Here is a 24,603-nt window from a genome sequence, read left to right as displayed (position 1 = left end):
GGCGCATGCCTAATACTGCGCCCAACCCTCAAGCGCCCAACACAGAAGCACCCGAAGCGCCGATCCTCGCTGCTGCTGCCGGACGCACGCCCACGCGCCGACCAGTATGGTTTATGCGTCAGGCTGGCCGCTCCTTACCCGAATACCGCAAGGTGCGCGAAGGCATCAGCATGCTCGATAGCTGCTTCATGCCAGAGTTGCTGGCAGAGATCACCCTCCAGCCGGTGCGTCGGCATGATGTGGACGCCGCCATCTTGTTCTCCGACATTGTGGTTCCACTCAAGGCCGCGGGCGTCGACGTAGAGATCGTGCCAGGCCGAGGCCCCGTGATGGGCCAAGCGATCGAGAGCGCGGGGGACGTGGACAAGCTACCCATCCTGGATCAGGACGTGCCCGAAGTTGCTCAAGGCATTGGGATTATCCGCGAGGAACTCAACGAGCAGCAAACGCTTATCGGTTTTGCCGGCGCGCCATTTACGCTGGCCAGCTACCTTGTTGAGGGCGGGCCGAGCAAGAATCACGAGAAAACCAAGGCCATGATGCACGCAGAGCCTGCCACCTGGCACAAGCTCATGGAGCGCCTGGTACCAACCATCGTGGGATTTTTAAAAGTGCAGGTAGAAGCAGGCGTGCAGGCCATGCAGCTTTTCGATTCCTGGGCCGGATTCTTAAGCGACCGCGATTATCGCGAGTTCGTGTTGCCCTATTCCAAGCAGATCCTCGCGGAGATGGAAGGCACCCCACGCATCCACTTCGGTGTCACCACCGGTGAGCTGCTCGCCAGCATGAGCGAGGCCGGGTCCGAGGTTATGGGCGTGGATTGGCGCGTGCCCATGGACGTTGCCGCCAAGCGCATTGCCGCCCGCAGCGGAGCGAAGGTGCTGCAGGGCAACCTCGATCCAGCCATCCTTTTCGCTGGCGAGTCCGTGATCCGCGCCGAGGTGCAACGCATCTGCGAGGAGGCCGATCGCGCCATCGCCGCTGGTGATGCCACCGGGCACATTTTCAACCTCGGCCACGGTGTGCTTCCGAGCACCGACCCGGAAGCCATTACCCGCGCCGTGGAGATCATTCACGAGTTTTAAGCTTTTCGACGCCCCAGCGTCGCCTTATTGCCGCAATTCAAGGGAAGGATCCGCAAATAATGCGCATCGCCATCATTGGTGCAGGCCTAGCAGGTCTGGTGTCTGCCTATTCCATTCACAAGCAGCAGCCCGAAGCCAAGGTGGAGGTGTTTGAGGCCACTGACCGCATTGGCGGCAAGCTGTTCACCGTGCCCTTCGATTCCGGCCCCACCGACATGGGTGCGGAGGCGTACCTGGCGTTTCGTAAGGATGCCACCGAGTTTTTTGAGGAGCTCGGCTTAGGAGATCAGATCGTCGATCCCTCCGGTTTGCCCTCGCTGTTGTACGTGGACGGCAAGCTACAAGCGATGCCAATGGCCACGGTGATGGGCATTCCAGGCAGCTCCGAAGGCCTTGAAGGCCTGGTAAGTGAGCAGTCGCGCGCTCGCATCGATGCCGAAGGTGATGCGGAGCCGATTGAATGGGCGCTGGACAAGGAAGTGTCCGTCGGTGCGCTGGTGCGCGAGCGCTACGGCGACGATGTAGTAGAGCACGTCGTTTCTGCGCTCCAAGGTGGTGTGTATTCCTCTACCTCCGATGACCTCGGCCTGCGCGCCACGATGCCGCAGGTTGCCAATACTTTCGACGCCATGCTCGCCGAAGGCCAAGCGGTGACCTTAAGCGGAGCGATTAAGCGCATCATGGAATCACGCCCGGTAGCCCGCGGCTATAAGCCCAAGGTTTTTGGTGCATTCCGGGGCGGTTATGCCCAGGCCTATGAGGCGCTGGCTGAGCAGTCGGGTGCTGATATTCACATTGATGCGTTTATCTCACAGATCACCCGCACAAAGGAAGGCTTCAAGCTCAAGGGCGCAGATGGTGTGTTTGATCGTGTGCTGTTGGCTGTGCCAGCGCCTACCGCTGCGGTGCTGCTGAAGGGGCTCGGCGAGGATGCCCAGGTTGCTGCTGAGCAGCTCAAGCGCATTCCGCTGGCAAGCTCAGTGGTGGTTGGTATGAAGTTCGATAGTGACGAAGGCCTGCCCGATAATTCGGGCATTTTGGTAGCCACCGATGCCAAGGACGTTCGCGCAAAAGCCTTTACCTTCTCATCCAAGAAGTGGCCACACTTGGGCGAACGCGGCGGTGCGCTGGTGCGTGCATCCTTCGGACGCTACGGGGATGATGCCATCACGCGTATGGAAGAAGACGAGCTGGTGGATTTGGCGCTCGACGATTTGCAGCGCATCACCGGCTTTGATGGCCGTGCCGCTGGGCTCTCGGAGATTTTTGTGCAGCGCTGGTTCGGAGGCTTGCCCGTCTACAACGTGGACCATCTTGACGCGGTTGCTGCTGCGCGTGAGGCCTTGAGCAAGGTGCCGGGCATTGAAGCCACCGGTGCCTGGGATCAGGGCGTGGGTGTGCCGGACGTGATCGTTGCGGCCAAGGATGCTGCTGCACGGGTCTTGGAGTGACCTTTGGGCATGGCTTGGGTGGCGGAAGACAATGGTGTAGACGCCGCAATTCGCGCATCGTGGCGTCGAAAAGCAAGGCGTGATTGACCCCGGTTTGCCCCCGTCTGCTTAGAATGGGCGACATGACGCTTACTTCCGAAAACACCCGTCGTTCCGCGCAACTCATGGAGCAGGCGAAGGTGCTTACCCCCGGTGGCGTAAATTCGCCGGTGCGCGCTTTTGGTTCCGTGGGTGGGCAGACTCGCTTTATTGCTTCGGCGAAGGGCTCGAGGCTTTTCGACGTCGACGGTAATGAATACGTTGACCTGGTGAATTCCTGGGGGCCGATGCTCCTTGGCAATGCTCACCCGGCGATTGTGGAAGCTGTGCAGCAGGCGGCAGCGAAGGGGCTCTCCTTCGGCGCGCCCACGGAATCCGAGATCGAGCTGGCCAAGCTGATCGTGGATCGCACCTCTGTGGAAGAAGTCCGCATGGTCAATTCCGGTACTGAGGCCACCATGTCCGCCGTGCGTTTGGCTCGCGGGTTTACTGGCCGTGCCAAGATCATCAAGTTTGAGGGCTGCTACCACGGTCACGTGGATGCGCTGCTGGCATCGGCAGGTTCTGGTGTGGCGACCTTCGCCCTGCCGGATTCGCCTGGTGTGACCGGTGCATCGGCTGCCGATACCATCGTGGTGCCCTATAACGACATTGCCGCTGTTGAGCAGGCCTTTGCTGAAAACGACGGCGAAATCGCCTGCATCATCACCGAGGCAGCCGCCGGCAATATGGGCACGGTGGCGCCTCAAAACGAGTTCAATGCCAAGCTCAAGGAAATCGCGCACGCCAATGGTGCGCTGCTGATCCTCGATGAGGTAATGACTGGCTTCCGCACCTCCTACTCCGGTTGGTTCGGCGTGGATGGTGTCGCAGGCGATCTCACCACCTTTGGCAAGGTCGTATCCGGCGGTCTGCCCGCTGCGGCCTTTGGTGGTCGCGCCGAGATCATGCGCTACCTCGCCCCCGAAGGGCCCGTCTACCAGGCAGGAACGCTTTCGGGTAACCCAGTAGCCATGGCTGCTGGCAAGACCTCCCTTGAGCTTGCCACTGAGGATGTGTACGACACGGTGCGCGCCAACGCTGATCGCCTCGCCGGCATGATCTCCGATGCGCTTTCGGCTGAAGGCGTTGCCCACCACATGCAGCGCGCCGCCACGATGTTCAGCATCCGCTTTGCCGAAGGCCAGGGCAATAACTTCGCAGAGATGAAGGATGCGGATACCTTCCGCTTCCCGGCCTTCTTCCACACGCTGCTTGATCATGGCGTCTACGCCCCGCCGAGTGTGTTTGAAACTTGGTTTACCTCCGCAGCGTTGACGGATGAGGATTTCGAGCGCATCGAGGCCGCCCTGAAGCCAGCCGCGAAGGCTGCTGCCGCAGCGAAGAAGGAGCACTAAGTGCCACATACCATCGTGCACCTCGTGCGCCACGGCGAGGTCGATAACCCCGAGCGCATTCTTTATGGGCGCATCCCCGATTACCACCTTTCAGAGCGTGGCCGCCGCCAAGCGCAGCGCACCGCCGATGCCTTTGAAGGCCACGAGGTAGTCAAACTCTATGCCTCGCCACTGGAGCGTGCTCAAGAAACTGCTGCACCCTTTAGCCGCGGCCTGGGCCTTGAGATTGAAACAGAGGATCGTCTTTTAGAGGCCGGGAATCAATTTGAAGGCCTGCACGTCAAGGGTGTGCGCTCTCAATTGTGGAATCCGGTGCGCTGGCCTTTGATGCGCAATCCGCTGACCCCAAGCTGGGGTGAGCCTTATACCGAGATTGTGCAACGCATGGTTCAAGCCATTGAGCGTGCGGTAGAAGAGGCGGAAGGCTATGAGGCGATTATGGTCAGCCATCAGCTTCCCATCGTGTGCATTCAGCGCCACATGCAGGGCAAGCGCTTGGCGCACAACCCGGCGATGCGCCAGTGCAACCTGGCCAGTGTGACGTCGTTGGTCTTTGATGATCAAGGCTTGTGCGATTACCGCTACAGCGAACCGGCCAGGGGGCTATAAGTGGCACATACTGCGATGAAGAAGTTGCTGCTTGCTACAAGCCTTGGCATGAGCCTGGTGTTGGCAGCCTGTGGCGGTACCGCAGGCCAAGATGCCGTGGCCTCTGGTGGTACCTTCCAATTCCACTCACCCGGTGGCCAGCAGGAGATTTTTTATGAGCCTTCGGAGCGCTCTCCTGTCAGCGATATTGAAGGCCCATCGGTGATGGATCCGGATAAGACGATCAAGCTTTCAGATTTCGACGGCAAGATCGTGGTGCTCAATGCCTGGGGGCAGTGGTGCGCGCCGTGTCGCAGCGAATCGGATGATCTCCAGGAGGTTCACGAATACGCCAAGCAGCACGATGGCACCGTCTTGGGTATCAATGTTCGCGACTTTAACCCGGAGATCTCCCGCGATTTCCTCCGCGATAATGGCCTCACCTATCCAAGCGTGTACGATCCGCCCTTTAAAACGGCTGCTGCTTTAGGTGGTGTTCCGGCCTCGGTGGTTCCCACCACGATTGTCCTGGATAAGCAGCACCGCCCGGCGGCGGTGTTCCTTCGTGAAATTACCGCCGATGATCTCAAGCCCGTGATCGATAAGATCAACGCCGAGTAATCGGCGCGGGGAATCCACAAAACACTATGGGAAATTATTTTGCAGATCTCGCTGCCTCCGGCCCGCTGCTTCTAGGCATGCTGGCGGCGGCGTTTGCAGGTCTTGTGTCTTTTGCCAGCCCTTGCGTGATCCCACTGGTTCCCGGCTACATGTCCTATCTCGCCGGCGTGGTGGGTGCCGAAATGGAATTTGGCAAAGAAGGCCCCCAGGTCGCACGCCGTGGCCGCTGGAAAGTCGCCGGTGCAGCGCTGCTGTTTGTCGCAGGCTTCACGGTGATTTTTGTGCTGGCCACCGCCACGGTATTCGGTGCCATGAGTGCGCTAACTTTGAATGCTGATGTGCTCATGCGCGTCGGTGGTGTGGTCACGATTGTGATGGGCGTGGTGTTTCTAGGTTGGGTGCCGATGCTCCAAGAAGAACACCGCTTCGCGCCCAAACGCTGGAGCACCTGGCTGGGAGCGCCCTTACTCGGCGGAGTCTTCGCCCTTGGTTGGACACCGTGCTTGGGTCCCACCTTGGCCTCCATCGTTTCGATTTCTGTTGGTACCGAAGGCATGACCGCGCTGCGTGGCGTGTTGTTAATCATTGCCTACTGCCTTGGTTTAGGGCTGCCCTTTATTGTGGTGGCGCTGGGTTCTGCCCGCGCGATGCAAGGCGTTGGTTTTTTGCGCAAGCATTCGCGCACCATCCAAACCATCGGTGGTATCGCGTTGATTCTTGTTGGCCTTTGCCTGGTCACCGGCCTGTGGGGTGAGTTCATCACCTGGATCAGGCAGTGGATGGAGCCGTTCGGTACTACGCTGGTGTAGTTGCAATGTCCGCGATCTTCGCGGGCAGAAGAAAAAGTGAAAGGTCCATTGTGCGGACGATTTCTTTGTGGCTGAAACGCGCCTGGCGCTGGCTGACTTCGATGCGCACCGCCTTGGCGTTGCTCTTCCTTGTCGCCATCGCAGCCATCCCCGGTGCTTTGCTCCCGCAGCGGCAGCTCAACGAGCAAAAAGTACAGGAGTACATCGAAAACAACGGCAAGATCGCAGAGATCTACGATCGCCTCCAGCTTTTCGACGTCTTCCGTTCCACATGGTTTAACGCCATCTTCTTGCTGCTGTTTATCTCTTTGATCGGCTGCATCATCCCTCGCTCCATCGAGCACTATAAAGCGATGCGCACCCCACCGGTGCGCGCGCCGAAGAACTTATCCAGGATGCCCTGGCACGGCGAGGGCACCGTGGACAAGCCGATGCAGGCCGTGGAAGCGGATGTGCGCTCAACCTTTAAGGGCTGGCATTTAGCCGAATACACCCCGGAACAAGACCGCGCCGGTGCGCGTTCTTTTGCCGCGGAGCGCGGCTATTTGCGCGAGTTTTTCAACCTCGTGTTCCACCTTGGCCTGGTTGGCCTGTTGGTCACGGTGGCCATTGGCCACCTCTACCACTACGAGGGCCAGGTGATCATTGTTGCTGATAGGGAGAAGAATCAGAACACCCAGTTCTGCAACACCGCCACTGCGAATTACGACTCGTTCCGCGCAGGTCCGCTATTCGACGGCACTGGGCTGCACCCATTTTGCTTCGAGGCGCATGATTTCTCGGCCGATTACCTGCCCAATGGCCAAGCCGAGATGTTTAGCTCAAATGTCTCCTATGCCACCGGTGAAGATATCTTCAGCGATCCTTCGACGTGGAAAGACTATGAGCTGAAGGTGAATCACCCGCTGCGTGTGGCAGGCGATCGCGTGTATTTGCAAGGCCACGGTTTTGCCCCGACGTTTACGATCGAGTGGCCTAATGGTGAAAAGCGCAGTCAGACGGTGCAGTGGCAGCCGCAGGATCCCACCTTCTTCCTTTCTTCCGGCGTGATGCGCTTTGATCCGCCGGCGGGGATGTACCCGGATCTCTATGAGCGACGCCAGCACCAAATCGCCATCGAGGGGCTGTTTGCCCCAACCGCGCAGTGGGAAGGCGAGAACAAGAATCTGCTCACCTCCTCCTATCCGGCCATGACTGATCCGGCCGTGGCCATCGATGTGTATCGCGGCGATAACGGCCTCGATACTGGCCGTGGCCAGAGCATCTTCTCGCTTGATCAATCACTGGTGCATTCTGGTGCCTTGCAAAAGCTTGAGCGCGTGAACCTTGGCGTGGGTGAATCCATCACGCTTGACGACGGCACGAAGATCACCTTCGACGGGGCAAAAGAGTTTGCGAACTACCAAGTCAGCTACAACCCCACCCAAGTGTGGATGCTGGCCTTCTCCTTGATCTCCTTGACCGCCTTGGTTGGTTCTCTCATGATCAAGCGCCGCAGGATCTGGGTGCGCCTGTACCCAGAGGGCGAGCACACCACCCGCATTGAAACGGCCGGGCTTTCTCGCACCGACCGTGCAGGTTGGGGTGAGGAATATCAGAAGATCCACCGGCACCTTCTGGGATTGCCGGAACCCGAAGATGATGATTAGCCACCGGCCTTGGCGTTTGGCTGGGGCTAGGCCATATTTCAACTTTTAGTCGAGCACGAGTAGTGTGTTCGATACTGAGATGCAATCCCGAAGGATGAGGTGACATGCCAATCAATTCGAGTCTCGCTTCGCTGTCAGACATGGCGTTTGGTACAGCGTTCGTGATCTACCTCTTGGCGCTAGTGCTCTCGGTGATCTTCTACGTGAAGGCCGCTGGCGAAAAACCAGAAGGTGCCACCAAGTTCATTGGCATGACCCAAACACTGGTGTGGTTGGGCATTTTGGTGCACATCGTCTCTGTGGTGACCCGTGGCTTTGCCACCCACCGCTTCCCCTTTGGCAACCTCTATGAATACATCGCCATGATCACCCTGTTTGCCATGGTGGCAGCGGCGGTGTTCATGCAGCGCAGAGAGTTTAAGCCCCTGTGGCCTTGGGTGCTCGTGCCGGTGCTCTCGCTGCTGTTCCTCGGTGGCAAGAACCTCTATGCGGATGCAGCCCCGGTGGTGCCTGCCCTGCAATCGGTGTGGCTGCCCATCCACGTCTCCATCGTCTCTTCTGGTGCATCCATCGGTTTGATCTCAGGTATTGCCTCGCTGGCATATCTGCTGCGTCGCTGGCAGCCCGAGGGCAAAGAAAAGGGCTTCTTTGGCAAACTCGCCCGACCCTTGCCCAGCGCAAAGCGCCTAGATCTGGTGGCGTATCGCACGGCGATTATTACCGTGCCCGTGTTTGGCCTGGGCATTATCTTGGGTGCCATTTGGGCAGAAAGCGCCTGGGGACGTCCCTGGAACTGGGATCCTAAAGAGACGTTCTCGTTCATCACCTGGTTTTTGTATGCGGCGTATCTTCACGCCCGTGCAACCTCGGGTTGGCAAAACACCAAGGCGGCCTGGATTAATATCCTGGCCCTAGCTGCGATGACCTTCAACCTCTTCTTTATTAACCTGGTTACCTCGGGCCTGCACTCTTATGCGGGGCTGAACTAGAGCTGGTCAATCAGCGCTGCAATGCGCTGATACTCGCCGGGATTGACCTGATACCTCGTCCACTTGCCTTGGCGGTGGCGTTGCACCAGGTTGACCTCGGCGAGTTTTTGCATGTGGTGCGTCACCGTGGGTGCGGTGATGGCCAAATGCTCTGCGAGGTCTACTCCACAGATTGATTCTTGCTCGGCCACGAGCTGAAGAAGTTGTAGGCGCGTAGGGTCGCCAAGCGCCTTGAAAATTTGCGATGCGCGGTCGAGCGTCATGCCTCCAACTATAGAGGCAAGGCTAGGCTAAGTAAATGATTATCCTTCATCATTCTTTTGTTTATCTTCGCCCTCGCCGCGCTGCCGGCGCTCCTTTTCTAATCGCTCCTGCTCACGCTGCTGCTTAAAGCGTTCCTTTTCCAGCTTCCACAAGAACTCAGGATCATCATCAGGGCCTTTAATGGCCTCAGGCTCCACAGTGTTCTTCTTCCAAGAGGAAGGCCCAAATGCCCGCCACGCAATCCAGATCGCGGCAATGAGCAAAATGATCAAAATGAGACGTCCCAAGAGTTCGCTCCTAACTTCAAGTCTTGATCCACAACCGCCACTCAGTTTTCGTACCAGACTACCTTTGCGCCAGCAGGGTTGAGTAGGCTACGAGGTTGTGAATGAGCAAGCACCCCAAGCCCCTGATCCGCAGCTCAAGCGCGAGGCGCGCCGTGCGGTAATCGTCTACGGCCTCGCAAGGCTCGCGCTATTTATTGGCCTTACCGCCCTAATCCAGCTTCTAGCCGTAGCCATCGGCGCGCCCGTGCCGCTGCTCATCTCGGCCACACTCGCACTCATCGTTGCCATGCCACTTTCCATGTTCGTATTCAAAGGCATGAGGCTGCGAGCCACCCAAGCCGTGGCCGGATGGGACGCACAGCGCAAAGCGCACAAGGCTTGGCTGCGCGAAGAACTTTCCAAGCGCTAAATCAGCGCCAAGGCCACGCTCGTGGCAATCGACCACACCAGCATCGCCCTGCCACTGAGCCCAAGCACCGGGATAAGTGCCTTGCCCTGTTGCTGCGATCGAATCGGCTGAGCAGCAGCCAGGGCAAAAGGCAAGGCAAGCACACCTGCTGCGGCCCAAGGCGCGGTGGCAGCCAGAAGCAGCGAGATTACAAAGGGGGTTGCCATTAACCCCAGGTAGAGTTTCCTGGTCGCGGCGTCGCCAAGCTTGACCGCTAGGGTGATCTTCCCGGCCTCTCGGTCGGTGGGGATATCGCGCAAGTTATTGGTGAGGTTCACGGCACTCGACATCGCCCCAACGGCTACCGCCAAGCCAAGACCCACCCAGGAAATAGCCCCGGATTGGGTGTATTCGGTGCCGAGCACAGCTACCAGCCCAAAGAACACAAACACGGCGATCTCTCCAAAACCCCGATAGCCATAAGGGTTCTTGCCGCCGGTATAAAACCACGCGCCTGCAACGCAGAGGATGCCCAGCAGGATCAACCAAGGGGCAGAAAGCAAAGAAAGCCAGATGCCGGCGATGCCTGCCAGGCCAAAAGCGCCGAAGGCGGCGAACTTCACGTGCTCGGGCTTGGCAATGCCAGAGCCTGTCAGGCGCAGAGGACCAGAGCGATCATCATCGGTGCCACGAATGCCATCGGAGTAGTCATTGGCATAATTCACGCCCACGATCAGCGCCCACGCCACGATGGCGGCCAGCAATGCGCGACCAAGGTGGAACTGGCCGGCATACGCCGCAGCGCCGGAACCTGCTAGCACTGGTGCGAAGGCATTTGCCCAGGTATGAGGCCGCGCCCCCTCGAGCCAATCGGCGGGGGTGGCGGTGTGTGGCTTAGAAGAACTCATAGGCGATATTGTTCCACGCACGCCCGCCTACGCGGCAGAACGGGTAGCTATTGCCTGGTCTTGTCGCTGTTAAACAAAGCCGCGATGGCCTGCCGATCCACCTTGCCTACCCCAATAAGCGGCAAAGCATCCAGCTTGAGCATTCGTTTGGGAAGCTGCCAGCGGGGGAGATCATCAAGAGCCTCAATCAGATCCTCTGGGCTGGCATCGCCCTCAAAAGCACAGACGATGGCCTGACCAAGACGCCGATCAGGAATGCCCACCACGCACACCGCCCGCACGCCGGGCACATTGGCCAGGCGATGCTCAAGGACTTCCGGGTGAATCTTTAACCCCCCAGAATCAATGATCGTGTCCATGCGCCCAGTAATGCGCAAGACACCATCTTCCACCACACCAGTATCACTGCTGGCAAACCAACCAGGCTCAGCAAAGGCCTCATGGTCTGGCATATTCCTATACCCTCTAGCCACCATCGGCCCGCCGAGGATAATGCGCTCGCCGCGCAAGCGCACCTTCGCCCCAGGAATAGGCTTGCCGTTATACACACAGCCACCGGAGGTTTCAGAAGAACCGTAGGTGCTAATCAACGTGATGCCCAGTTCCGATGCGGCACGTTGGTCGTCGACAAGCAAAGGCGCGCCACCAACAAGAATGGCATCAAAGCTACGAAGCGCATCGATGCCCTCCAAACTATCCATGGCCTTGAGCAACTGCAGGGGAGTAAGCGAGGTATAGCGCCTGCCCTCCAAATTGCCCGCGGCCTCGGCAAAGGCATGCACCTGGAAGCCCTGAGCCACATTGAGCACCGCCGGGGTAAAGCCTGCAACCATCGAACGGATCAACACCTGCAGGCCAGCAATATGATTCGGGGGCATCGCCAACAGCCACTGCCCCTCACCGCCGAGATACTGGTGGGTGGCATCGGCAGAACTGATCACATTGGCGGGGCTGAGCATCGCCCCCTTGGGAGTTCCCGTAGAACCCGAGGTGGCCACCACCAAGGCAACGGAAGGATCGATATCGTGCCCGGCGCGCTGCGAAGCACGCAACACCGCCTCGTTTTCTTCAGAAACCGGCAAGAGGGTGCGCTGGCCTGCAATGGCAGACTCTAAAGCCCCAAGCACTTCCTCTGTGGCATGTGCCTGGGCAAAGCCCAATCCCGATTCAGGGAACAGCAGACGGTGGATAGGGAATGTTTCCAGGGTATGCATCGCGGTGGCAGGGGCTCGCAAACTAGTAGTAGTAGGGGAATGCGGACCAATCGGGGTCGCGCTTTTCTAAGAAACTATCGCGGCCTTCCACGGCCTCATCCGTCATATAGGCAAGGCGGGTGGCCTCACCGGCGAATACCTGCTGGCCCATCAGCCCATCATCGGTGAGGTTGAAGGCAAACTTCAGCATGCGCTGGGCCGTGGGGGACTTGCCGCAAATCTCGCGGGCAGCCTGAATGGCCTCCTGCTCCAGCTCGCCGTGATCGGCAACGATATTCACCGCACCCATGCGCTGCATCGTCTCTGCATCATAGGTGCGGCCAAGGAAGAAGATCTCGCGGGCAAATTTCTGCCCCACCATCTTGGCCAAGTAGGCCGAACCATAGCCGGCGTCGAAGGAACCAACATCGGCGTCCGTTTGCTTAAAACGTGCCTCTTGGCGTGAAGCGATGGTCATGTCGCACACCACATGCAGCGAGTGCCCGCCACCTGCAGCCCAACCATTGACCACAGCGATGACCACCTTGGGCATGGTGCGAATCAAACGCTGCACCTCGAGAATGTGCAGGCGCCCACCCTCGGCCTGCTCGCGGGCCGTATCGACGGTATCGGCTGTTTCGCCCTCGGCGTAGCGATAACCCGAGCGGCCACGAATGCGCTGGTCGCCACCGGAACAAAAGGCCCAGCCACCATCTTTTTCGCTCGGGCCATTGCCGGTGAGGAGCACCGCGCCCACATCGGGGGTGCGGCGAGCATGATCAAGCGCCCGGTAGAGCTCATCTACCGTGTGAGGGCGAAAGGCGTTGCGCACCTCGGGGCGATCAAAAGCGATGCGCACAATGCCGTTCTCGCGCCCCTCACCCACATGGCGGTGGTAGGTGATGTCGCTGAAATCCTCAAAACCTTCCACCAGTTTCCACTGCGTGGGATCAAAGGGATTATCCGTGGAGTATTGCTTGGAGTTTTGGGTGGCTTCGCTCATACCTAGCAAATGTAGTCGCTTCAATCCTGGCGATGGCGCAAGGCATTGCCGCGAGCCTGCGCGGTGATGGGGGCTGCGCGGCGGCGGAGCCTGAGGGCGCGCATGTGGGGAGACCCAGGTGGTGTTTAGACTCTGCAAGTATGGCGATTGCTTTAGAAGACGTCCTCGAACGCAGCTATGTCGTAGCACTGCCGATGCGAGTGCAGTTTCGCGGGATCCAAACCCGCGAGGCGCTGCTGATCCAAGGGCCTGCCGGTTGGGGCGAATTCTGCCCATTTGAAGATTATGCGGCACCCGAGGCCGCCCACTGGTTAGCCAGCGGCTTGGAAATGGCCTATCAGGGGCCACCGCCTTTGCTGCGCGAGTGGGTCGATATCAACGCCACGGTGCCAGCGGTACAACCCGAAGATGTGGCAGGAATCCTTGAGCGCTTTGAGGGCTGTAGCACCGTGAAAGTGAAAGTGGCAGAGCCTGGGCAAAGCCTTGCCCAAGACGTAGCCCGCGTGCAGGCGGTGCGTGATCTGTGGCCTTTGGCCAAGATTCGTGTGGATGCCAATCGTGGCTGGAGCGTGGATGAGGCCTTAGAGGCCGCCAAGCAGCTTGGCCCTTTGGACTATATGGAACAGCCCTGTGCCACGGTGGCCGAACTTGCCCAACTGCGCGATCGTCTGGTCCGCAGTGGCATCTTTCTCAGAGTCGCGGCCGATGAATCAATCCGAAGAGCAGAAGATCCCTACGAGGTGGCGCGCGCCAAAGCCGCTGATGTGGCCGTGGTAAAGCCTGCGCCGATCGGCGGAGTGCGCAAGGTGTTGGAGGTAGCGAAGTTTATGCGCGCCCAAGGCCTCGATATCACCGTTGCCAGTGCACTTGATACCGGCGTGGGCATCAACGCCGGCCTTGCGGCAGTGGCCGCCTTGCCGCGGCATAGCGATGATGAGGAATTCGATGTGCCACCTGCGGCCGCGGGCCTTGGCACCCAGCGGCTATTCCTTGAAGATGTCACCGCCAGCCGCGAATTGGTCGATGGCCGGCTCAAAGCCGAAATGTTGGCACCTGAGCCAGAGCGCTTAGAAGCACTTCAAGCTAGTGGGGCGCGCAAAGATGCCTGGTTGAAGCGTTTGGCGCAGGCATGGGAGTACCTGCCAGATGAGGCACTAGACTGCTAAACCATGACCTCCTCGCCAGAGCTTGCACGCCTTTTTGCCGCCGAACTCGCCCGCTTTGTTAGCGACGTAGTGATTTGCCCTGGTTCGCGGAACTCCGCGCTTTCACTTGCGGTATTAGCGCGCAATGATCTTCGCGTGCATACCCGGATTGATGAACGCTCCGCCGCTTTCTTGGCTTTAGGTATGGCACGGGTGCAAGGCCGCCACGTTGCCATCATCACCACTTCGGGTACTGCGGTGGCTAATTGCGCCCCGGCGATGGTGGAGGCCGCCTACTCCCATACGCCTTTGGTGATGATCTCTGCTGATCGTCCGGCGCGTTTGCAAGGAACCGGCGCGAATCAAACCATCGTGCAAGACGGCATCTTTAATGTCGCACCCACGGTGAATATCTCCGAAGCTGCCCACTTAGAGCAGCTCGACCAAGCATTTACAGCGCACGCGGTACACCTCAACGTGCAATGCGATACCCCACTGGTGGAAGATTCGCTGCTCGAAGCACCTTCGCAGGCAGAGCAGCCCCAGCGCGGAAGCAACCAGAGCCTTTTTAAAGATCACGGCGAAGTAGCCATTGATCTTAGAAAGCCAACCTTGGTTATCGCAGGAGATGAGGCCTGGGAGGTGGCAGGCTTAGAAGATGTCCCCACCATCGCAGAACCCAGCGCGCCCGCGCCTTTTCACCCGGTGCATCCGCTGGCTGCCGGGGTGTTTAGCAAGCAGCAGGTTTCCGCAGAAGGCTATGTAGTAAACACCAAGCCTGAGCAGATCATTGTGGTAGGCCATCCCACCTTGCACCGCGAGGTGATGGCGCTGCTATCTGATCCCGCCATTGATCTGTATGTGCTGAGCCGAAGCAACACCATCACCGATCCAGCCCAGCGGGCCAAGGCCGTGGGCTCCCGGGTGAAAGCTAGCGGTGCGCCAAGCAAAGAATGGCTCAATATTGCCCAGGCCGCTGCAGAGCTTGGGGCAGAAGCGGTGCGCGATACTTTGGCCGAAGATCACGGCTTGAGCGGATTGCATGTAGCAGCAGCGGTAGCAGATACCCTCGGCACCGGAGACACGCTGTTTCTCGGCTCCTCTAATCCGGTGCGCGATGCTGCATTTGTGGGCCTGCCTTTCGCGGGTGTGGATACCTTCGCCGCCCGCGGTGCTGCAGGCATTGATGGCAGCGTTTCGCAAGCCATCGGCATTGCCCTTGCCTTACAGCAGGCACACCCGACGGAGCTTCGTCCGCCGCGCACGGTGGCGTTGATGGGTGATGTGACCTTCTTGCACGACATTGGCGGCCTGCTTATCGGTGAGCAACCCCGCCCAGAAAACCTCACCATCGTGGTGGCAAATGATGATGGCTGCGGCATTTTCGAGACCTTAGAGGTTGGCGCCCCGCAGTATCGGGAGCGCTTCGAGCGTGCCTTTGGCACTCCCCATCACGCCGACCTTGAGGCGCTGTGCCAGGGCTATGAGGTGGAGTATCAGCAGGTGGATTCGCTGCAGGATCTCATCGTGGCATTGATTGATAGCACTGAGTACGGCGGTTTCCGGGTGATCGAGGCCAAAACCACCCGCGCTACTCGCCGCGATATCCATGCAAGCCTTCAGGCTCGGGTGAGCATGTGAGCCCGCTGCACCGACCAGGCATCACCCCAGCTATTCGACGCCGCGCTCACCAATTAGTGCTGGTGTTGTACATCTTTGCTGTGCTCGGTTGTGCCGCCATGGTGATTGGGCCTGCATTAAATGACCGCACCATCAATAACAACCCCGGGCGTGCCCTGGCCACGGTGGTTGATGTGGGAACTTTGCGCACATCGGTGGAATACCAAGGCGATGATGGGCGCTTACATTCGCCGAAAACGGGGTTGCTCTATCCCAGCGACTTAGGCGAAGGCCAGCGAGTGTGGGTGACCTACGCGAAAGACAACTACGACTTAGCCAAGGTTGAGGGAAGAAAGTGGACGCTTTCGCTGATTCCCGCCTTGAGCACGCTAGCGGTCGCGAGTGCCATAGCCGCCGGGTTATGGTGGCTGGTGAGCAGGTGGCCTGCTACGCAAGCCGCCAAGGCCCCCACTATTCGCACCACCGTGAGGTAAGCGTATGCGCGTGGCGATCATCGCCGAGTCCTTTTTGCCCTACGTCAATGGAGTAAGCAACTCCGTGTTGCGCATCCTCGACTATGCCTCGCGCCACGGGCACGAATGCATCGTGATCGCGCCGGGTAGCGCCCAAGACATCAGCAACGTAGGCACCACACCGGTCATTCGAGTACCGCAGATCCGAGTACCAAGAATTAACTCCCTGCCGGTAGGAGCCCCGAGCCCGAAGGTGCTTTCTGCCTTACGTGAATTCCAACCAGACGTCGTGCACCTGGCAAGCCCCTTCGTGCTTGGCGGCGCCGGTGCTTGGGCTGCAAAGCACCTCGATGTTCCCTGCGTGGCGGTATTTCAAACAGATATTGCAGGCTTTTCACTTCGCTATCGCCTGAGCTGGCTCTACCAAGCCTCCTGGCGCTGGATTGCCACCTTGCACAATGCCTGCAGCCTCACACTGGCCCCCAGTAGCGTGGCCGAGCAGGAACTGCGCCGCGCAGGTGTGCACGATATTCAGCGCTGGGGCAGGGGAGTAGACGTAGCGCTTTTTCACCCCAAGAAGCGCCGCCGCCAGAAGTCACAAGACCAACCAATCAGGGTGGGCTACGTGGGCAGGCTCGCCGCAGAAAAAAGCGTGCACCGCCTGGCCTGCCTGGATCAAGACCCAGCCTTTGAGCTGGTGATCATCGGTGATGGGCCAGAACGCGGCGCGCTGCAAAGAGCGATGCCCAATGCTGAGTTCCTCGGTGCACGGTATGGCGAAGAGCTCGCCGAGGAGATGGCGAACCTGGATATCTTCGTGCACACCGGGGAATTTGAAACCTTCTGCCAAACCATTCAAGAAGCTCACGCCAGCGGTGTACCAACCATCGCCCCGCGCGCCGGTGGCCCGATTGACCTCATCGACCCAAGCGTTGGGGAACTGCTGCCTGTTGCATCATTTGAGCAGGAATTGCCTGACGCGGTGCGTCGACTAGCTAAGCAACACGACGCGATGAGCAAAGCAGCCAGGGCGAAGGTAGAGCCGCGAACCTGGGACGCCGTGTGCGAAGCATTATTTGAGCACTACGCCCAGGTGCGTGCCTGTTTTGTGGCTTAGCGCCCAAAGGCAGAAGCGGCGTTGACTACACTTACACAGCGTGGCTAAGGCATCTTTGGATAAACAACCCAGCGACGTGGCAAAAATGTTTGACGCGGTGGGCAAAAAATACGACCTCACCAACACCATCTTGAGCTTTGGTCAGGATCGGCACTGGCGCAAACGCACCCGCGAGCGCCTAGACCTGCGCCCCGGCGAGCTCGTACTCGACCTTGCCGCCGGCACCGCAGTATCTACCGAGGAGCTAGCCAAGTCCGGCGCCACCGTGATTGCCTGCGACTTCTCCCAGGGCATGCTCGCAGCAGGTGCCGAACGCGACGTGCCCAAGGTCTGCGGCGATGGCATGCAACTGCCCTTTGCCGATAACACCTTCGACGCGGTCACAATCTCCTACGGCCTGCGCAATATCCACGATTTCCGCGCCGGGCTGCGCGAAATGGCGCGCGTGACCAAACCCGGTGGCAGGCTGACGGTGGCGGAGTTTTCCAAGCCCGTGGTGCCGGTATTTGGCACCGTGTACAAGGAATACCTGATGCGCCTCTTACCGCCGGTGGCTCGCCTCGTATCTTCCAACCCCGATGCCTATGAGTACTTAGCCGATTCCATCCGCGCTTGGCCGGAACAAGAGGCCTTGGCGCGTGAGATCAACGCCAATGGTTGGTCGGATTGCGGCTGGCAAAACCTCACCTTCGGCATCGTGGCCATGCACTCTGCCATCAAGCCTGCCTAGTAGTGCCAGGTAGCCTCGGGGCATGCAAAAAATCGTCCCGAATATTTGGTGTAACGGCAATGCCGATGAAATGGCCGAGTTCTACTTGGCCGCCTTCGAAGATGCCCACGTTGTTGAGCACCAGCGTTACCCCGAGGAAGGCCTGCTGGATTTCCAGCAGCCCATGGCCGGGCAAACGCTATTGATCGAGCTTTCCCTGCGCGGCTTTCACATCATGCTCATCAACGCTGATGACACCTTCACCCCCAACCCCTCGATCTCTTTGATGGTGAGCAACCCCAGCGTCGAGGCCACCGCCAAGCTCTATGAGCACCTCACAGATGGTGGCTTTGCCCTCATGCCCTTGGGCTCTTATGACTTCAATGAGCATTACGCCTGGGTGCAGGACAAGTTTGGTGTGAGCTGGCAGTTGTTCAGCCACACCGAACCCACCGACCTCCCCGCCATGTACCCCAGCCTCATGTTCTGCGGCGAGGCCCAGAATCGCGCCGGGGAGGCCATCGAGCGTTATACCAAGCTTTTTAGCGGCCGCGTGAACCAAAAGGTGACCTACGGTGAGATTGGCCAGGATGCTAACGGGGTGATTGAGCCCGAGTCGGTGGTGTTTGCCACCTTCGAGCTGCTCGGTGAAACCATCGGTGCCATGGACTCCGCGGTCAAGCAACCGTTTAGCTTCGATGGCGGCGTGGCGCTGCTGGTCAATGCCCACGGCCAGGAAGAAATTGACCACTACTTCGATGGCCTCAGCGCCGTGCCGGAGGCCGAGCGTTGCGGTTGGCTTCGCGACGAATTCGGCGTGAGCTGGGAGATCGTGCCAGACAACATGGGCGAACTCATGACCAAGCCCAATGCCTATGAAAAGCTCATGGGCATGGGCAAGATCATGATTGAGGAGTTTTAGCAGGTTGTTGCACGATCCGCGGAACTGCCCCCGGCCTGCTACTGCTTGGTGTTCTCCACGGTGTCGAGGATGAACTTGGCCGAGTGATGCAGTTGCTCAATTTCCCAGTCGTTGAGCTGGGGTTGGAGGCGTTTTGCCCAACCCTCGGGTTCGATGAAGGTGGGCAGGGACAGTGAGACTTCGGGCAAGTCGTAGATGCCGTCAGTGATCAGCGTGCAGATGGGGTGCACGGAGCGTTCGCCGATGAGCAGGCACTTGGCCAGTGCGTTAGCAGAGCGTGCCACACCGGCGTTGGTCCAGCCTTTGTTCAGCAGCACGTCGTAGGCGGAGCGGATCACGCGTTCTTGCATTTCTGGTGCGCTTGGCAGCGCGCTGCCGCGCCATTGGCCGAGTTCTTCCCAGCCAAGGCCAAAGACATTGACTTGTGAAAGGGCTGGCAGGGCGGTGGAGCCGTGCTCGCCGATCATGTAGCCGGTAACGGATTTGGGGTCGATACCGAGCTCTTGGCCGATGGCGTAGCGCAGGCGCGCGGAATCGAGCATGGTGCCGGTGCCGAAGATCTTGTGGGTGGGGTAGTCGAATTCGGTCACGGCCACATGCACCACGGCATCCAGTGGGTTGGTGATGAAGATAATCACCGCATCCTTGGTGTGTTGGACGATATTGCTCATCACATCGCGCACCACCACGCCGCTGAGCCCTGCCAGTTCGGAGCGATCGGGTAGGCGCTCGGGATCGTTGGGGTCTGGCACGATGGAGGCGCCGGCGGCCACGATGATGATGTCTGCATCTTTGCAGTCGCTGTAATCGCCTGCGTGGCAATAGGTGTGCGTAGTGCCCATCACGCCGGTGGATTGCGCTTGGTCTACTGCTTCACCGAGCGCGATCTTCGGCTCAATATCGATGGTGACAATTTCTGAATACAGGCCTGAGTCCATGGCATAGCTCAACACATAAGAACCAACATGACCCAGACCGACGACGACGAGTTTTGATTGCTGCATGCCTTTAACTCTAGAAAGCGTCGTTGCGTTTGTGTGCCCTATCGCCTGCGTTTATCCCCACAGCACCCTATCGCCGCGCAAACGCATGCTCATCCCTGAGGCCGCGCGCCAGCAACGAGCCACCAGGTCGCGGTCTTGTTCTACCACGAGGTTGCCCATCAAGCGGGCGGCCGTGGGCATGATGTACTTCCCCAGCGGTTTGCGCAGCGCGAATGGACCTGTAAGTGGCAAGAATTGTGGGTAGGTCAAAGCACGAGCCAAGGTGCGCGCCAGCAGGAAGGCCTCGCCATAGTGTTCGCGCAAGACAGCAGGCCATGTATCGCTGAAGTCTTCGCCTTGGCCCAGGATCGCTACTGCCATGCGGGCAGTTTCTAATCCATAGTCGATGCCCTCGCCGTTGAGCGGGTTCACGCAGGCGGCTGCATCACCAATGAGCATCCAGTTCGGTCCTGCCACGCCAGATACTGCGCCACCCATGGGCAGCAGCGCGGAGGTGACGTGCTGGGGCTTAGCAAACTCCCAGGCAACGCGTTGCTGATCGGCATAGAGATGCAGCAGCTTTTTGGTATTCACTTTCGCTGGGCGCTTGTCAGTGGAAAGGGCGCCGCAACCGACGTTCGCGCGGCCGTCGCCAAGCGGAAAGATCCACCCATAGCCTGGCTGAATCGTCCCTTCGGCGTCGCGAAGCTCAAGGTGCGAATGGATCCAGGGTTCATCGCAGAAGGGCGTATCGCAGTAGGAGCGCGCGGCAATGCCAAATACTTCACCTTTATGCCAGGTGCGGCCGAGCTGTTTGCCAAAGGTGGAACGCACCCCATCGGCCACGATGACAAAACGCGGATGGATCTGGGTGCCGTCGCTCAAACGCACCTGCTTGATCGACCCCTCGACTGTTACCTCCGTAGCGCCTGCGCCACCAAGGAAACGAACACTGTCCTGCGCCACGGCGTGATCCAGCAGGGTTTGATCCAGCTCGGTGCGGGGCATGGCCGAGCCGAGGGTGCCGAAGGGGGAGTCGGGCCAGGGTGCTTCAACGGAACCGCCGAAGCCGTGCAATTTCAGGCCCTTGGAGTGGTAGTGGGAGGTGACGTCGATGCCCATCAACTCAAGCTGGTGAATCGCGCGAGGGGTGAGGCCATCGCCGCAGGTTTTATCGCGGGGGAATTGTGCTTGATCAACGATCAGCACGTCGAGGCCTTGTTGCGCGGCGTGCCAAGCAGCGGCGGATCCGGCTGGTCCTGCACCGATCACGAGCAGCTCTGGGCTTAATTGCGTAGGAGTCACAGGGGTTATTGTGGCAGTTCAACTGCTGGCCGTGCACCCCGGGGTGTGTGTATGTGGGCGTTTCGACTACGGTAAAGGGGTTAGTTGGAACATGCTTCACGTGGCACGACGCTTTGAGCCCCTCGGCGCCGAGCCCTCGACCTCAATGTAAGGCAGTGTGGAAATGAGCAACGGCGCCGAAGGATCGCAGCCAGTGGCGGCGGCACACGTCGATCTTGGCGACGACACCCTAAACAAGGCCGTAGCCGATGGCATGGAGCGCGTAGAAACGCTGCTGATCGAGGAGCTATCGAAAGGCGAGGCCTTTGTTTCCGAGAAGGTGCTGCACCTGACCAAGGCAGGCGGCAAGCGCTTCCGCCCCATGTTCGCGCTGCTGGCCTCCCAATACGGCAGCGAGCCGATGAATGATCGCGTGATCAAGGCCGCCGCGATTGTAGAGATGACGCACCTGGCCACCCTCTATCACGATGATGTGATGGATGAGGCCGATAAGCGCCGTGGCGTGCCCAGTGCCAACGCCCGTTGGAATAACTCGGTGGCCATCCTGGCTGGCGACATCCTGTTGGCGCACACCTCGCGCATCATGAGTGAGCTGGGTGTGGAAACGGTGGCGCACTTTGCCGAGACCTTCGGGGATCTGGTTACCGGCCAGATGCGCGAGACCATCGGCGCTGGCGACGGGGATCCGGTGGAGCACTACATGAATGTGATCCGCGAAAAAACCGGCGTGCTGATCGCCTCTGCTGGCTTCCTTGGCGGCCTGCACTCCGGGGCAAGCCAGGAGCACATCAAGGCCTTGCAGGGTTACGGCTATGCCATCGGCATGGTCTTCCAGATCGTGGACGACTTCATCGACATCTTCTCTGATACCACCCAGTCCGGCAAGACCCCCGGCACGGACCTGCGCGAAGGCGTGTTCACCCTTCCTGTGCTCTACGCGCTGCAGGAAGACACCCCGGTGGGTGAGGAGCTGCGCGGCATCCTCACCGGCCCCATCCATGACGACGCCACGGTGGAGCATGTGCTGGGCCTGCTGGCGAAGTCGCAGGGGCGTCAAAAGGCGCTTGACGACGTCTCCGCGTACCTCAACGAAGCCGAGCAGCACCTCGAGGCGCTGCCTGCATGTGCCACCACGGATGCACTGCGCAACTTGGCTCGCTTTACTGTCGCACGCGTTGGATAATGGCTGTTGTAGTGCGAATTTGCAATGTTGCGGGATGGGCAGTGTAGAGTGTTCAACGCACGCCAGGTTGCCCGAGCGGCCAAAGGGAGCGGACTGTAAATCCGTCGGCATTGCCTACAGAAGTTCGAATCTTCTACCTGGCACAGCAATGTAAGGAGCCCGTCACGAAAGTGACGGGCTCCTTCGCGTTTCCCAAAAAACCTTGACCATAGTTCGATCAAGCCTACAATGAGGTGACCTACGACACGGTGGAGGGGTTATGAAGCGGAAAATTCTATTGGCTTCGGGATCGATGGGCGCAATACTTGCGGCGACTGGCGTCTTTCCCGTATTCCTGCCGGCATGATGCAGCGCAAGGTTGCTAAGCGTTCAGAAGAGCATGATCCCCAGGCGCGTCAGGCGGCGCTGGACTTCCAGCGGGACTTCGATCGAGGGCGCGCTGGCTTCTGGCGCGGCCGTGGTGATCAGGGGCGTTGGAAACGGAAGCGTTGGGGCGCTGAAAAACTAGGCTGTAGTGCAGATTTGTGTTCTTTCAATGCTTCGGGTTAATCTTTATCAGGCTTCAACAGGAGCGGGTCGGAAAATACCGGCACAATTCAATGAGGCTAGCGCCCCCTTAGCTCAGTCGGCAGAGCGTTTCCATGGTAAGGAAAAGGTCGACAGTTCGATTCTGTCAGGGGGCTCTGTTCTTTTATCTAGGGTAACCTAGTTGGAAGATCGTGGCGGTGTAGCTCAGTGGTAGAGCAAGCGACTCATAATCGCTGTGTCGCGAGTTCAATTCTCGCCATCGCTACCAAAGGGGCGTGGCTCAATTGGTAGAGCATCGGTCTCCAAAACCGAAGGTTGCAGGTTCGAGTCCTGTCGCCCCTGCAAGAGGAAAATAGAGAACACCCGGTTGCCTTGAGGCACCGGGTGTTCTTGCGTTCTATTGGCACCACCATCAGCGTGCTATAGTTGCCAATCTGAACGTGGTGTACCTGGCGGTGCGCCAAAAGGTCCCGATAGGCAACATGATTAAGGGAATGCAGTGAGCGAAGAACAACGGCAACCTACCTCGGCAGCCCGGCCCACCGGCAAGCGCCAACTCGCCGGAACGAGCACCGTTGATGCTTCCCAAGCGGAGGCCAAGAAGGTAGCCAAGCGCGAGCATGATGATCGCCCCGGTGGTTCCGTCGTGCAATTCCTGCCTGAGGTGGGCAAGGAAATGCGCAAGGTGATTTGGCCTACCACCAAGCAGATGGTCAACTACACCATCATCGTGTTTGCCTTCCTGATTTTGATGACGGCTCTTGTGGCAGGCGTGGACTTCATCGCCGGCTTGGGAGTTGAAAAGGTGTTGAGCCAGTAGTTATACTGACACCCACAAAAAAGAAGATCCCGCCTCACCGAAAGCACTGGTGAGGCGGGATACTTTATGTCAGCGAGCAGGCTAGGCTTAAAAAGCAGCACGGCCACCACGCTGGCAGGAAGTACGACACACCTTCAAAAGGATGGAACACAGTATGAGCGATGAGCACAATGGCTCCTTTGCTGATGCCTTCGGCGAAGCCGTCGAAGCATCACTAAGCGCCGAGCAAGAGCAAGAGCAGCAGACCGAAACCTCCAACGAGGTTGAGGTTGAAGAGCAAACGGTGCAGGAAGCCGACTACGAGGCTGCCATCGCTGAAGACTCCGAGGAACTCGACGCCGATGCCGAGTACAAGGCTCGCCTGCGTAAATTCACCCGTGAGCTGAAAAAGCAGCCCGGCAAGTGGTACATCATTCAGTGCTACTCCGGGTATGAGAACAAGGTGAAGACCAACCTGGACATGCGTGCCCAGACCCTTGAGGTAGAAGATTCCATCTTCGAGGTCGTTGTGCCCGTGGAGCAGGCCGTGGAGATCCGCGACGGCAAGCGCAAGATTGTCAAGCGCAAGCTGCTGCCCGGCTATGTGCTGGTGCGCATGGACATCAACGACCGCGCCTGGTCCGTGGTACGCGATACCCCTGGTGTGACCAGCTTCGTGGGCAACGAAGGCAACGCCACCCCCGTCAAGCACCGCGACGTGGCCAAGTTCCTCATGCCGCAGGAATCTGCGCCCGGCACCGACAAGGGTGCAGCGACCGAAGATGGCGAGCAGGTTGTGGCAATGCCCACCGAGGCCACCAAGGCTCCGGTGCAGGTGGACTACCAGGTTGGCGAGGCCGTGACCATCCTCACCGGCGCCCTGGCATCGGTATCGGCCACCATCTCCGAGATCGATGCCGAAAACGGCAAGCTCCAAGCGCTCGTGTCGATCTTCGGCCGCGAAACTCCTGTGGAGCTCGGCTTTGATCAGGTAGAAAAGATCACCTAGGCCTTTTCAAGTCCTGATTGCACTAGGAAAAACCCCGGCTGCTTTGGTTGCAGGCGGGGTTTGAGTGTATTCTGGTTGATCGCGTGTGTTTGAGGCATGCGCGAATAAGAACATATACATCCCCGGTGGCTGGATGAAT

The 24,603-nt window shown here is 59.1% G+C and carries 25 protein-coding genes and 4 tRNA genes; 22 read left to right on the top strand and 7 right to left on the bottom strand.

Features of this window, described 5'->3' with window-relative positions; translation table 11 throughout:
• The first annotated feature begins 5 nt into the window (after window positions 1-5).
• The 8 genes from hemE (at window position 6) to ccsB (ending at window position 8,628) form a co-directional block, all read left to right on the top strand.
• Complete coding sequence (hemE, locus tag CPPEL_RS09900; protein ID WP_123960973.1) at window positions 6-1,085, top strand: uroporphyrinogen decarboxylase; 1,080 nt, start codon at window positions 6-8, stop codon at window positions 1,083-1,085.
• A gap of 59 nt (window positions 1,086-1,144) precedes the next feature.
• Window positions 1,145-2,536 carry a protoporphyrinogen oxidase gene (locus tag CPPEL_RS09895; protein WP_123960972.1) on the top strand — a complete coding sequence of 464 codons (1,392 nt, stop codon included), beginning with the start codon at window positions 1,145-1,147 and terminating at the stop codon, window positions 2,534-2,536.
• Between the two features lie 122 nt (window positions 2,537-2,658).
• Entirely contained in the window at window positions 2,659-3,972 is a 1,314-nt protein-coding gene (hemL, locus tag CPPEL_RS09890; protein WP_425453791.1) for a glutamate-1-semialdehyde 2,1-aminomutase, read from the top strand.
• Window positions 3,973-4,581, top strand: a complete 609-nt coding sequence (locus CPPEL_RS09885; RefSeq protein ID WP_123960970.1) for a histidine phosphatase family protein — start codon at window positions 3,973-3,975, stop codon at window positions 4,579-4,581. It abuts the gene before it with no gap.
• A gap of 15 nt (window positions 4,582-4,596) precedes the next feature.
• Entirely contained in the window at window positions 4,597-5,181 is a 585-nt protein-coding gene (locus CPPEL_RS09880) for a TlpA family protein disulfide reductase (protein ID WP_123961309.1), read from the top strand.
• Window positions 5,182-5,207: 26 nt separating this feature from the next.
• The gene (locus CPPEL_RS09875) at window positions 5,208-5,990 is read left to right on the top strand and encodes a cytochrome c biogenesis CcdA family protein (protein ID WP_123960969.1); all 783 of its coding nucleotides are present in this window, start codon (window positions 5,208-5,210) and stop codon (window positions 5,988-5,990) included.
• A gap of 101 nt (window positions 5,991-6,091) precedes the next feature.
• On the top strand, window positions 6,092-7,639 hold the full coding sequence (locus CPPEL_RS09870) for a cytochrome c biogenesis protein ResB (protein ID WP_164470435.1): 1,548 nt from the start codon (window positions 6,092-6,094) through the stop codon (window positions 7,637-7,639).
• Window positions 7,640-7,743: 104 nt separating this feature from the next.
• Window positions 7,744-8,628 (top strand): c-type cytochrome biogenesis protein CcsB, encoded by an 885-nt coding sequence (gene ccsB, locus CPPEL_RS09865; protein WP_123960968.1) that lies wholly within the window; start codon window positions 7,744-7,746, stop codon window positions 8,626-8,628.
• Here the strand turns inward: ccsB and CPPEL_RS09860 are convergent.
• Window positions 8,625-8,891: an ArsR/SmtB family transcription factor gene (locus CPPEL_RS09860; RefSeq protein WP_123960967.1), complete on the bottom strand. Its 267-nt coding sequence runs from the start codon at window positions 8,889-8,891 to the stop codon at window positions 8,625-8,627. The two genes, ccsB and CPPEL_RS09860, sit on opposite strands and share 4 nt — an antisense overlap.
• A 39-nt stretch (window positions 8,892-8,930) precedes the next feature.
• The gene (locus tag CPPEL_RS09855) at window positions 8,931-9,179 is read right to left on the bottom strand and encodes a hypothetical protein (RefSeq protein WP_123960966.1); all 249 of its coding nucleotides are present in this window, start codon (window positions 9,177-9,179) and stop codon (window positions 8,931-8,933) included.
• Window positions 9,180-9,276: 97 nt separating this feature from the next.
• On the opposite strand from CPPEL_RS09855, the gene CPPEL_RS09850 reads away from it, so the two are divergent.
• Window positions 9,277-9,588, top strand: a complete 312-nt coding sequence (locus CPPEL_RS09850; protein ID WP_123960965.1) for a DUF4229 domain-containing protein — start codon at window positions 9,277-9,279, stop codon at window positions 9,586-9,588.
• Here CPPEL_RS09850 and CPPEL_RS09845 read toward each other — a convergent pair.
• Genes CPPEL_RS09845 through CPPEL_RS09835 form a run of 3 tightly spaced genes read right to left on the bottom strand, consistent with a single transcriptional unit; the run spans window position 9,585 to window position 12,671 of the window.
• Window positions 9,585-10,475, bottom strand: coding sequence for a 1,4-dihydroxy-2-naphthoate polyprenyltransferase (locus tag CPPEL_RS09845; RefSeq protein WP_123960964.1), 891 nt, complete (start codon window positions 10,473-10,475; stop codon window positions 9,585-9,587). The genes CPPEL_RS09850 and CPPEL_RS09845 overlap by 4 nt on opposite strands.
• Window positions 10,476-10,522: 47 nt before the next feature.
• On the bottom strand, window positions 10,523-11,689 hold the full coding sequence (gene menE, locus CPPEL_RS09840) for an o-succinylbenzoate--CoA ligase (RefSeq protein WP_123961307.1): 1,167 nt from the start codon (window positions 11,687-11,689) through the stop codon (window positions 10,523-10,525).
• Window positions 11,690-11,711: 22 nt separating this feature from the next.
• Window positions 11,712-12,671 carry a 1,4-dihydroxy-2-naphthoyl-CoA synthase gene (locus CPPEL_RS09835; RefSeq protein ID WP_123960963.1) on the bottom strand — a complete coding sequence of 320 codons (960 nt, stop codon included), beginning with the start codon at window positions 12,669-12,671 and terminating at the stop codon, window positions 11,712-11,714.
• A gap of 140 nt (window positions 12,672-12,811) precedes the next feature.
• Here CPPEL_RS09835 and CPPEL_RS09830 point away from each other — a divergent pair, with 140 nt between their 5' ends.
• Genes CPPEL_RS09830 through CPPEL_RS09805 form a run of 6 tightly spaced genes read left to right on the top strand, consistent with a single transcriptional unit; the run spans window position 12,812 to window position 18,657 of the window.
• Window positions 12,812-13,837, top strand: coding sequence for an o-succinylbenzoate synthase (locus CPPEL_RS09830; protein ID WP_123960962.1), 1,026 nt, complete (start codon window positions 12,812-12,814; stop codon window positions 13,835-13,837).
• 3 nt (window positions 13,838-13,840) lie between these two features.
• Complete coding sequence (gene menD / locus CPPEL_RS09825) at window positions 13,841-15,457, top strand: 2-succinyl-5-enolpyruvyl-6-hydroxy-3-cyclohexene-1-carboxylic-acid synthase (protein WP_123960961.1); 1,617 nt, start codon at window positions 13,841-13,843, stop codon at window positions 15,455-15,457.
• Between the two features lie 32 nt (window positions 15,458-15,489).
• Window positions 15,490-15,930, top strand: a complete 441-nt coding sequence (locus CPPEL_RS09820; RefSeq protein WP_123961306.1) for a hypothetical protein — start codon at window positions 15,490-15,492, stop codon at window positions 15,928-15,930.
• A 4-nt stretch (window positions 15,931-15,934) separates the two neighbouring features.
• Window positions 15,935-17,026, top strand: a complete 1,092-nt coding sequence (locus CPPEL_RS09815) for a glycosyltransferase family 4 protein (RefSeq protein WP_123960960.1) — start codon at window positions 15,935-15,937, stop codon at window positions 17,024-17,026.
• Window positions 17,027-17,066: 40 nt separating this feature from the next.
• On the top strand, window positions 17,067-17,756 hold the full coding sequence (locus CPPEL_RS09810; RefSeq protein WP_123960959.1) for a demethylmenaquinone methyltransferase: 690 nt from the start codon (window positions 17,067-17,069) through the stop codon (window positions 17,754-17,756).
• A 22-nt stretch (window positions 17,757-17,778) separates the two neighbouring features.
• Window positions 17,779-18,657, top strand: a complete 879-nt coding sequence (locus tag CPPEL_RS09805) for a VOC family protein (protein ID WP_123960958.1) — start codon at window positions 17,779-17,781, stop codon at window positions 18,655-18,657.
• A 38-nt stretch (window positions 18,658-18,695) separates the two neighbouring features.
• Here CPPEL_RS09805 and CPPEL_RS09800 read toward each other — a convergent pair whose 3' ends face one another.
• Entirely contained in the window at window positions 18,696-19,661 is a 966-nt protein-coding gene (locus CPPEL_RS09800; RefSeq protein WP_123960957.1) for a lactate/malate family dehydrogenase, read from the bottom strand.
• Window positions 19,662-19,712: 51 nt separating this feature from the next.
• Window positions 19,713-20,954, bottom strand: coding sequence for a geranylgeranyl reductase family protein (locus tag CPPEL_RS09795; RefSeq protein ID WP_123960956.1), 1,242 nt, complete (start codon window positions 20,952-20,954; stop codon window positions 19,713-19,715).
• A gap of 154 nt (window positions 20,955-21,108) precedes the next feature.
• Between CPPEL_RS09795 and CPPEL_RS09790 the strand changes: the two genes are divergently transcribed.
• The 7 genes from CPPEL_RS09790 (at window position 21,109) to nusG (ending at window position 24,464) form a co-directional block, all read left to right on the top strand.
• Window positions 21,109-22,128 carry a polyprenyl synthetase family protein gene (locus tag CPPEL_RS09790; RefSeq protein WP_123960955.1) on the top strand — a complete coding sequence of 340 codons (1,020 nt, stop codon included), beginning with the start codon at window positions 21,109-21,111 and terminating at the stop codon, window positions 22,126-22,128.
• Window positions 22,129-22,189: 61 nt separating this feature from the next.
• Window positions 22,190-22,271 (top strand) — tRNA-Tyr (locus CPPEL_RS09785).
• A 467-nt stretch (window positions 22,272-22,738) separates the two neighbouring features.
• A tRNA-Thr gene (locus CPPEL_RS09780) sits at window positions 22,739-22,811 on the top strand.
• 38 nt (window positions 22,812-22,849) lie between these two features.
• Window positions 22,850-22,924, top strand: a tRNA-Met gene (locus CPPEL_RS09775).
• 1 nt (window position 22,925) lies between these two features.
• A tRNA-Trp gene (locus tag CPPEL_RS09770) sits at window positions 22,926-22,998 on the top strand.
• A gap of 157 nt (window positions 22,999-23,155) precedes the next feature.
• A complete protein-coding gene (secE, locus tag CPPEL_RS09765; protein WP_123960954.1) occupies window positions 23,156-23,476 on the top strand; it encodes a preprotein translocase subunit SecE in 321 nt (106 codons plus the stop codon).
• 154 nt (window positions 23,477-23,630) lie between these two features.
• A complete protein-coding gene (gene nusG / locus CPPEL_RS09760) occupies window positions 23,631-24,464 on the top strand; it encodes a transcription termination/antitermination protein NusG (protein WP_123960953.1) in 834 nt (277 codons plus the stop codon).
• The last annotated feature ends 139 nt before the right edge of the window (window positions 24,465-24,603 follow it).

It is taken from the genome of Corynebacterium pseudopelargi, from assembly GCF_003814005.1.
GTDB classification, from domain to species: Bacteria; Actinomycetota; Actinomycetes; order Mycobacteriales; family Mycobacteriaceae; genus Corynebacterium; species Corynebacterium pseudopelargi.
The sequence above is the reverse complement of the archived record's forward strand: the minus strand, read 5'-3'. Positions and strand labels throughout refer to the sequence as shown.

Coding starts and splice junctions, on each gene's coding strand:
- hemE (WP_123960973.1), top strand. CDS start 6: ATGCCTAATACTGCGCCCAACCCTCAAGCGCCCAACACAGAAGCACCC.
- CPPEL_RS09895 (WP_123960972.1), top strand. CDS start 1,145: ATGCGCATCGCCATCATTGGTGCAGGCCTAGCAGGTCTGGTGTCTGCC.
- hemL (WP_425453791.1), top strand. CDS start 2,659: ATGACGCTTACTTCCGAAAACACCCGTCGTTCCGCGCAACTCATGGAG.
- CPPEL_RS09880 (WP_123961309.1), top strand. CDS start 4,597: ATGAAGAAGTTGCTGCTTGCTACAAGCCTTGGCATGAGCCTGGTGTTG.
- CPPEL_RS09875 (WP_123960969.1), top strand. CDS start 5,208: ATGGGAAATTATTTTGCAGATCTCGCTGCCTCCGGCCCGCTGCTTCTA.
- CPPEL_RS09870 (WP_164470435.1), top strand. CDS start 6,092: ATGCGCACCGCCTTGGCGTTGCTCTTCCTTGTCGCCATCGCAGCCATC.
- ccsB (WP_123960968.1), top strand. CDS start 7,744: ATGCCAATCAATTCGAGTCTCGCTTCGCTGTCAGACATGGCGTTTGGT.
- CPPEL_RS09860 (WP_123960967.1), bottom strand. CDS start 8,891: ATGACGCTCGACCGCGCATCGCAAATTTTCAAGGCGCTTGGCGACCCT.
- CPPEL_RS09845 (WP_123960964.1), bottom strand. CDS start 10,475: ATGAGTTCTTCTAAGCCACACACCGCCACCCCCGCCGATTGGCTCGAG.
- menE (WP_123961307.1), bottom strand. CDS start 11,689: ATGCATACCCTGGAAACATTCCCTATCCACCGTCTGCTGTTCCCTGAA.
- CPPEL_RS09835 (WP_123960963.1), bottom strand. CDS start 12,671: ATGAGCGAAGCCACCCAAAACTCCAAGCAATACTCCACGGATAATCCC.
- CPPEL_RS09830 (WP_123960962.1), top strand. CDS start 12,812: ATGGCGATTGCTTTAGAAGACGTCCTCGAACGCAGCTATGTCGTAGCA.
- menD (WP_123960961.1), top strand. CDS start 13,841: ATGACCTCCTCGCCAGAGCTTGCACGCCTTTTTGCCGCCGAACTCGCC.
- CPPEL_RS09815 (WP_123960960.1), top strand. CDS start 15,935: ATGCGCGTGGCGATCATCGCCGAGTCCTTTTTGCCCTACGTCAATGGA.
- CPPEL_RS09805 (WP_123960958.1), top strand. CDS start 17,779: ATGCAAAAAATCGTCCCGAATATTTGGTGTAACGGCAATGCCGATGAA.
- CPPEL_RS09800 (WP_123960957.1), bottom strand. CDS start 19,661: ATGCAGCAATCAAAACTCGTCGTCGTCGGTCTGGGTCATGTTGGTTCT.
- CPPEL_RS09790 (WP_123960955.1), top strand. CDS start 21,109: ATGAGCAACGGCGCCGAAGGATCGCAGCCAGTGGCGGCGGCACACGTC.
- nusG (WP_123960953.1), top strand. CDS start 23,631: ATGAGCGATGAGCACAATGGCTCCTTTGCTGATGCCTTCGGCGAAGCC.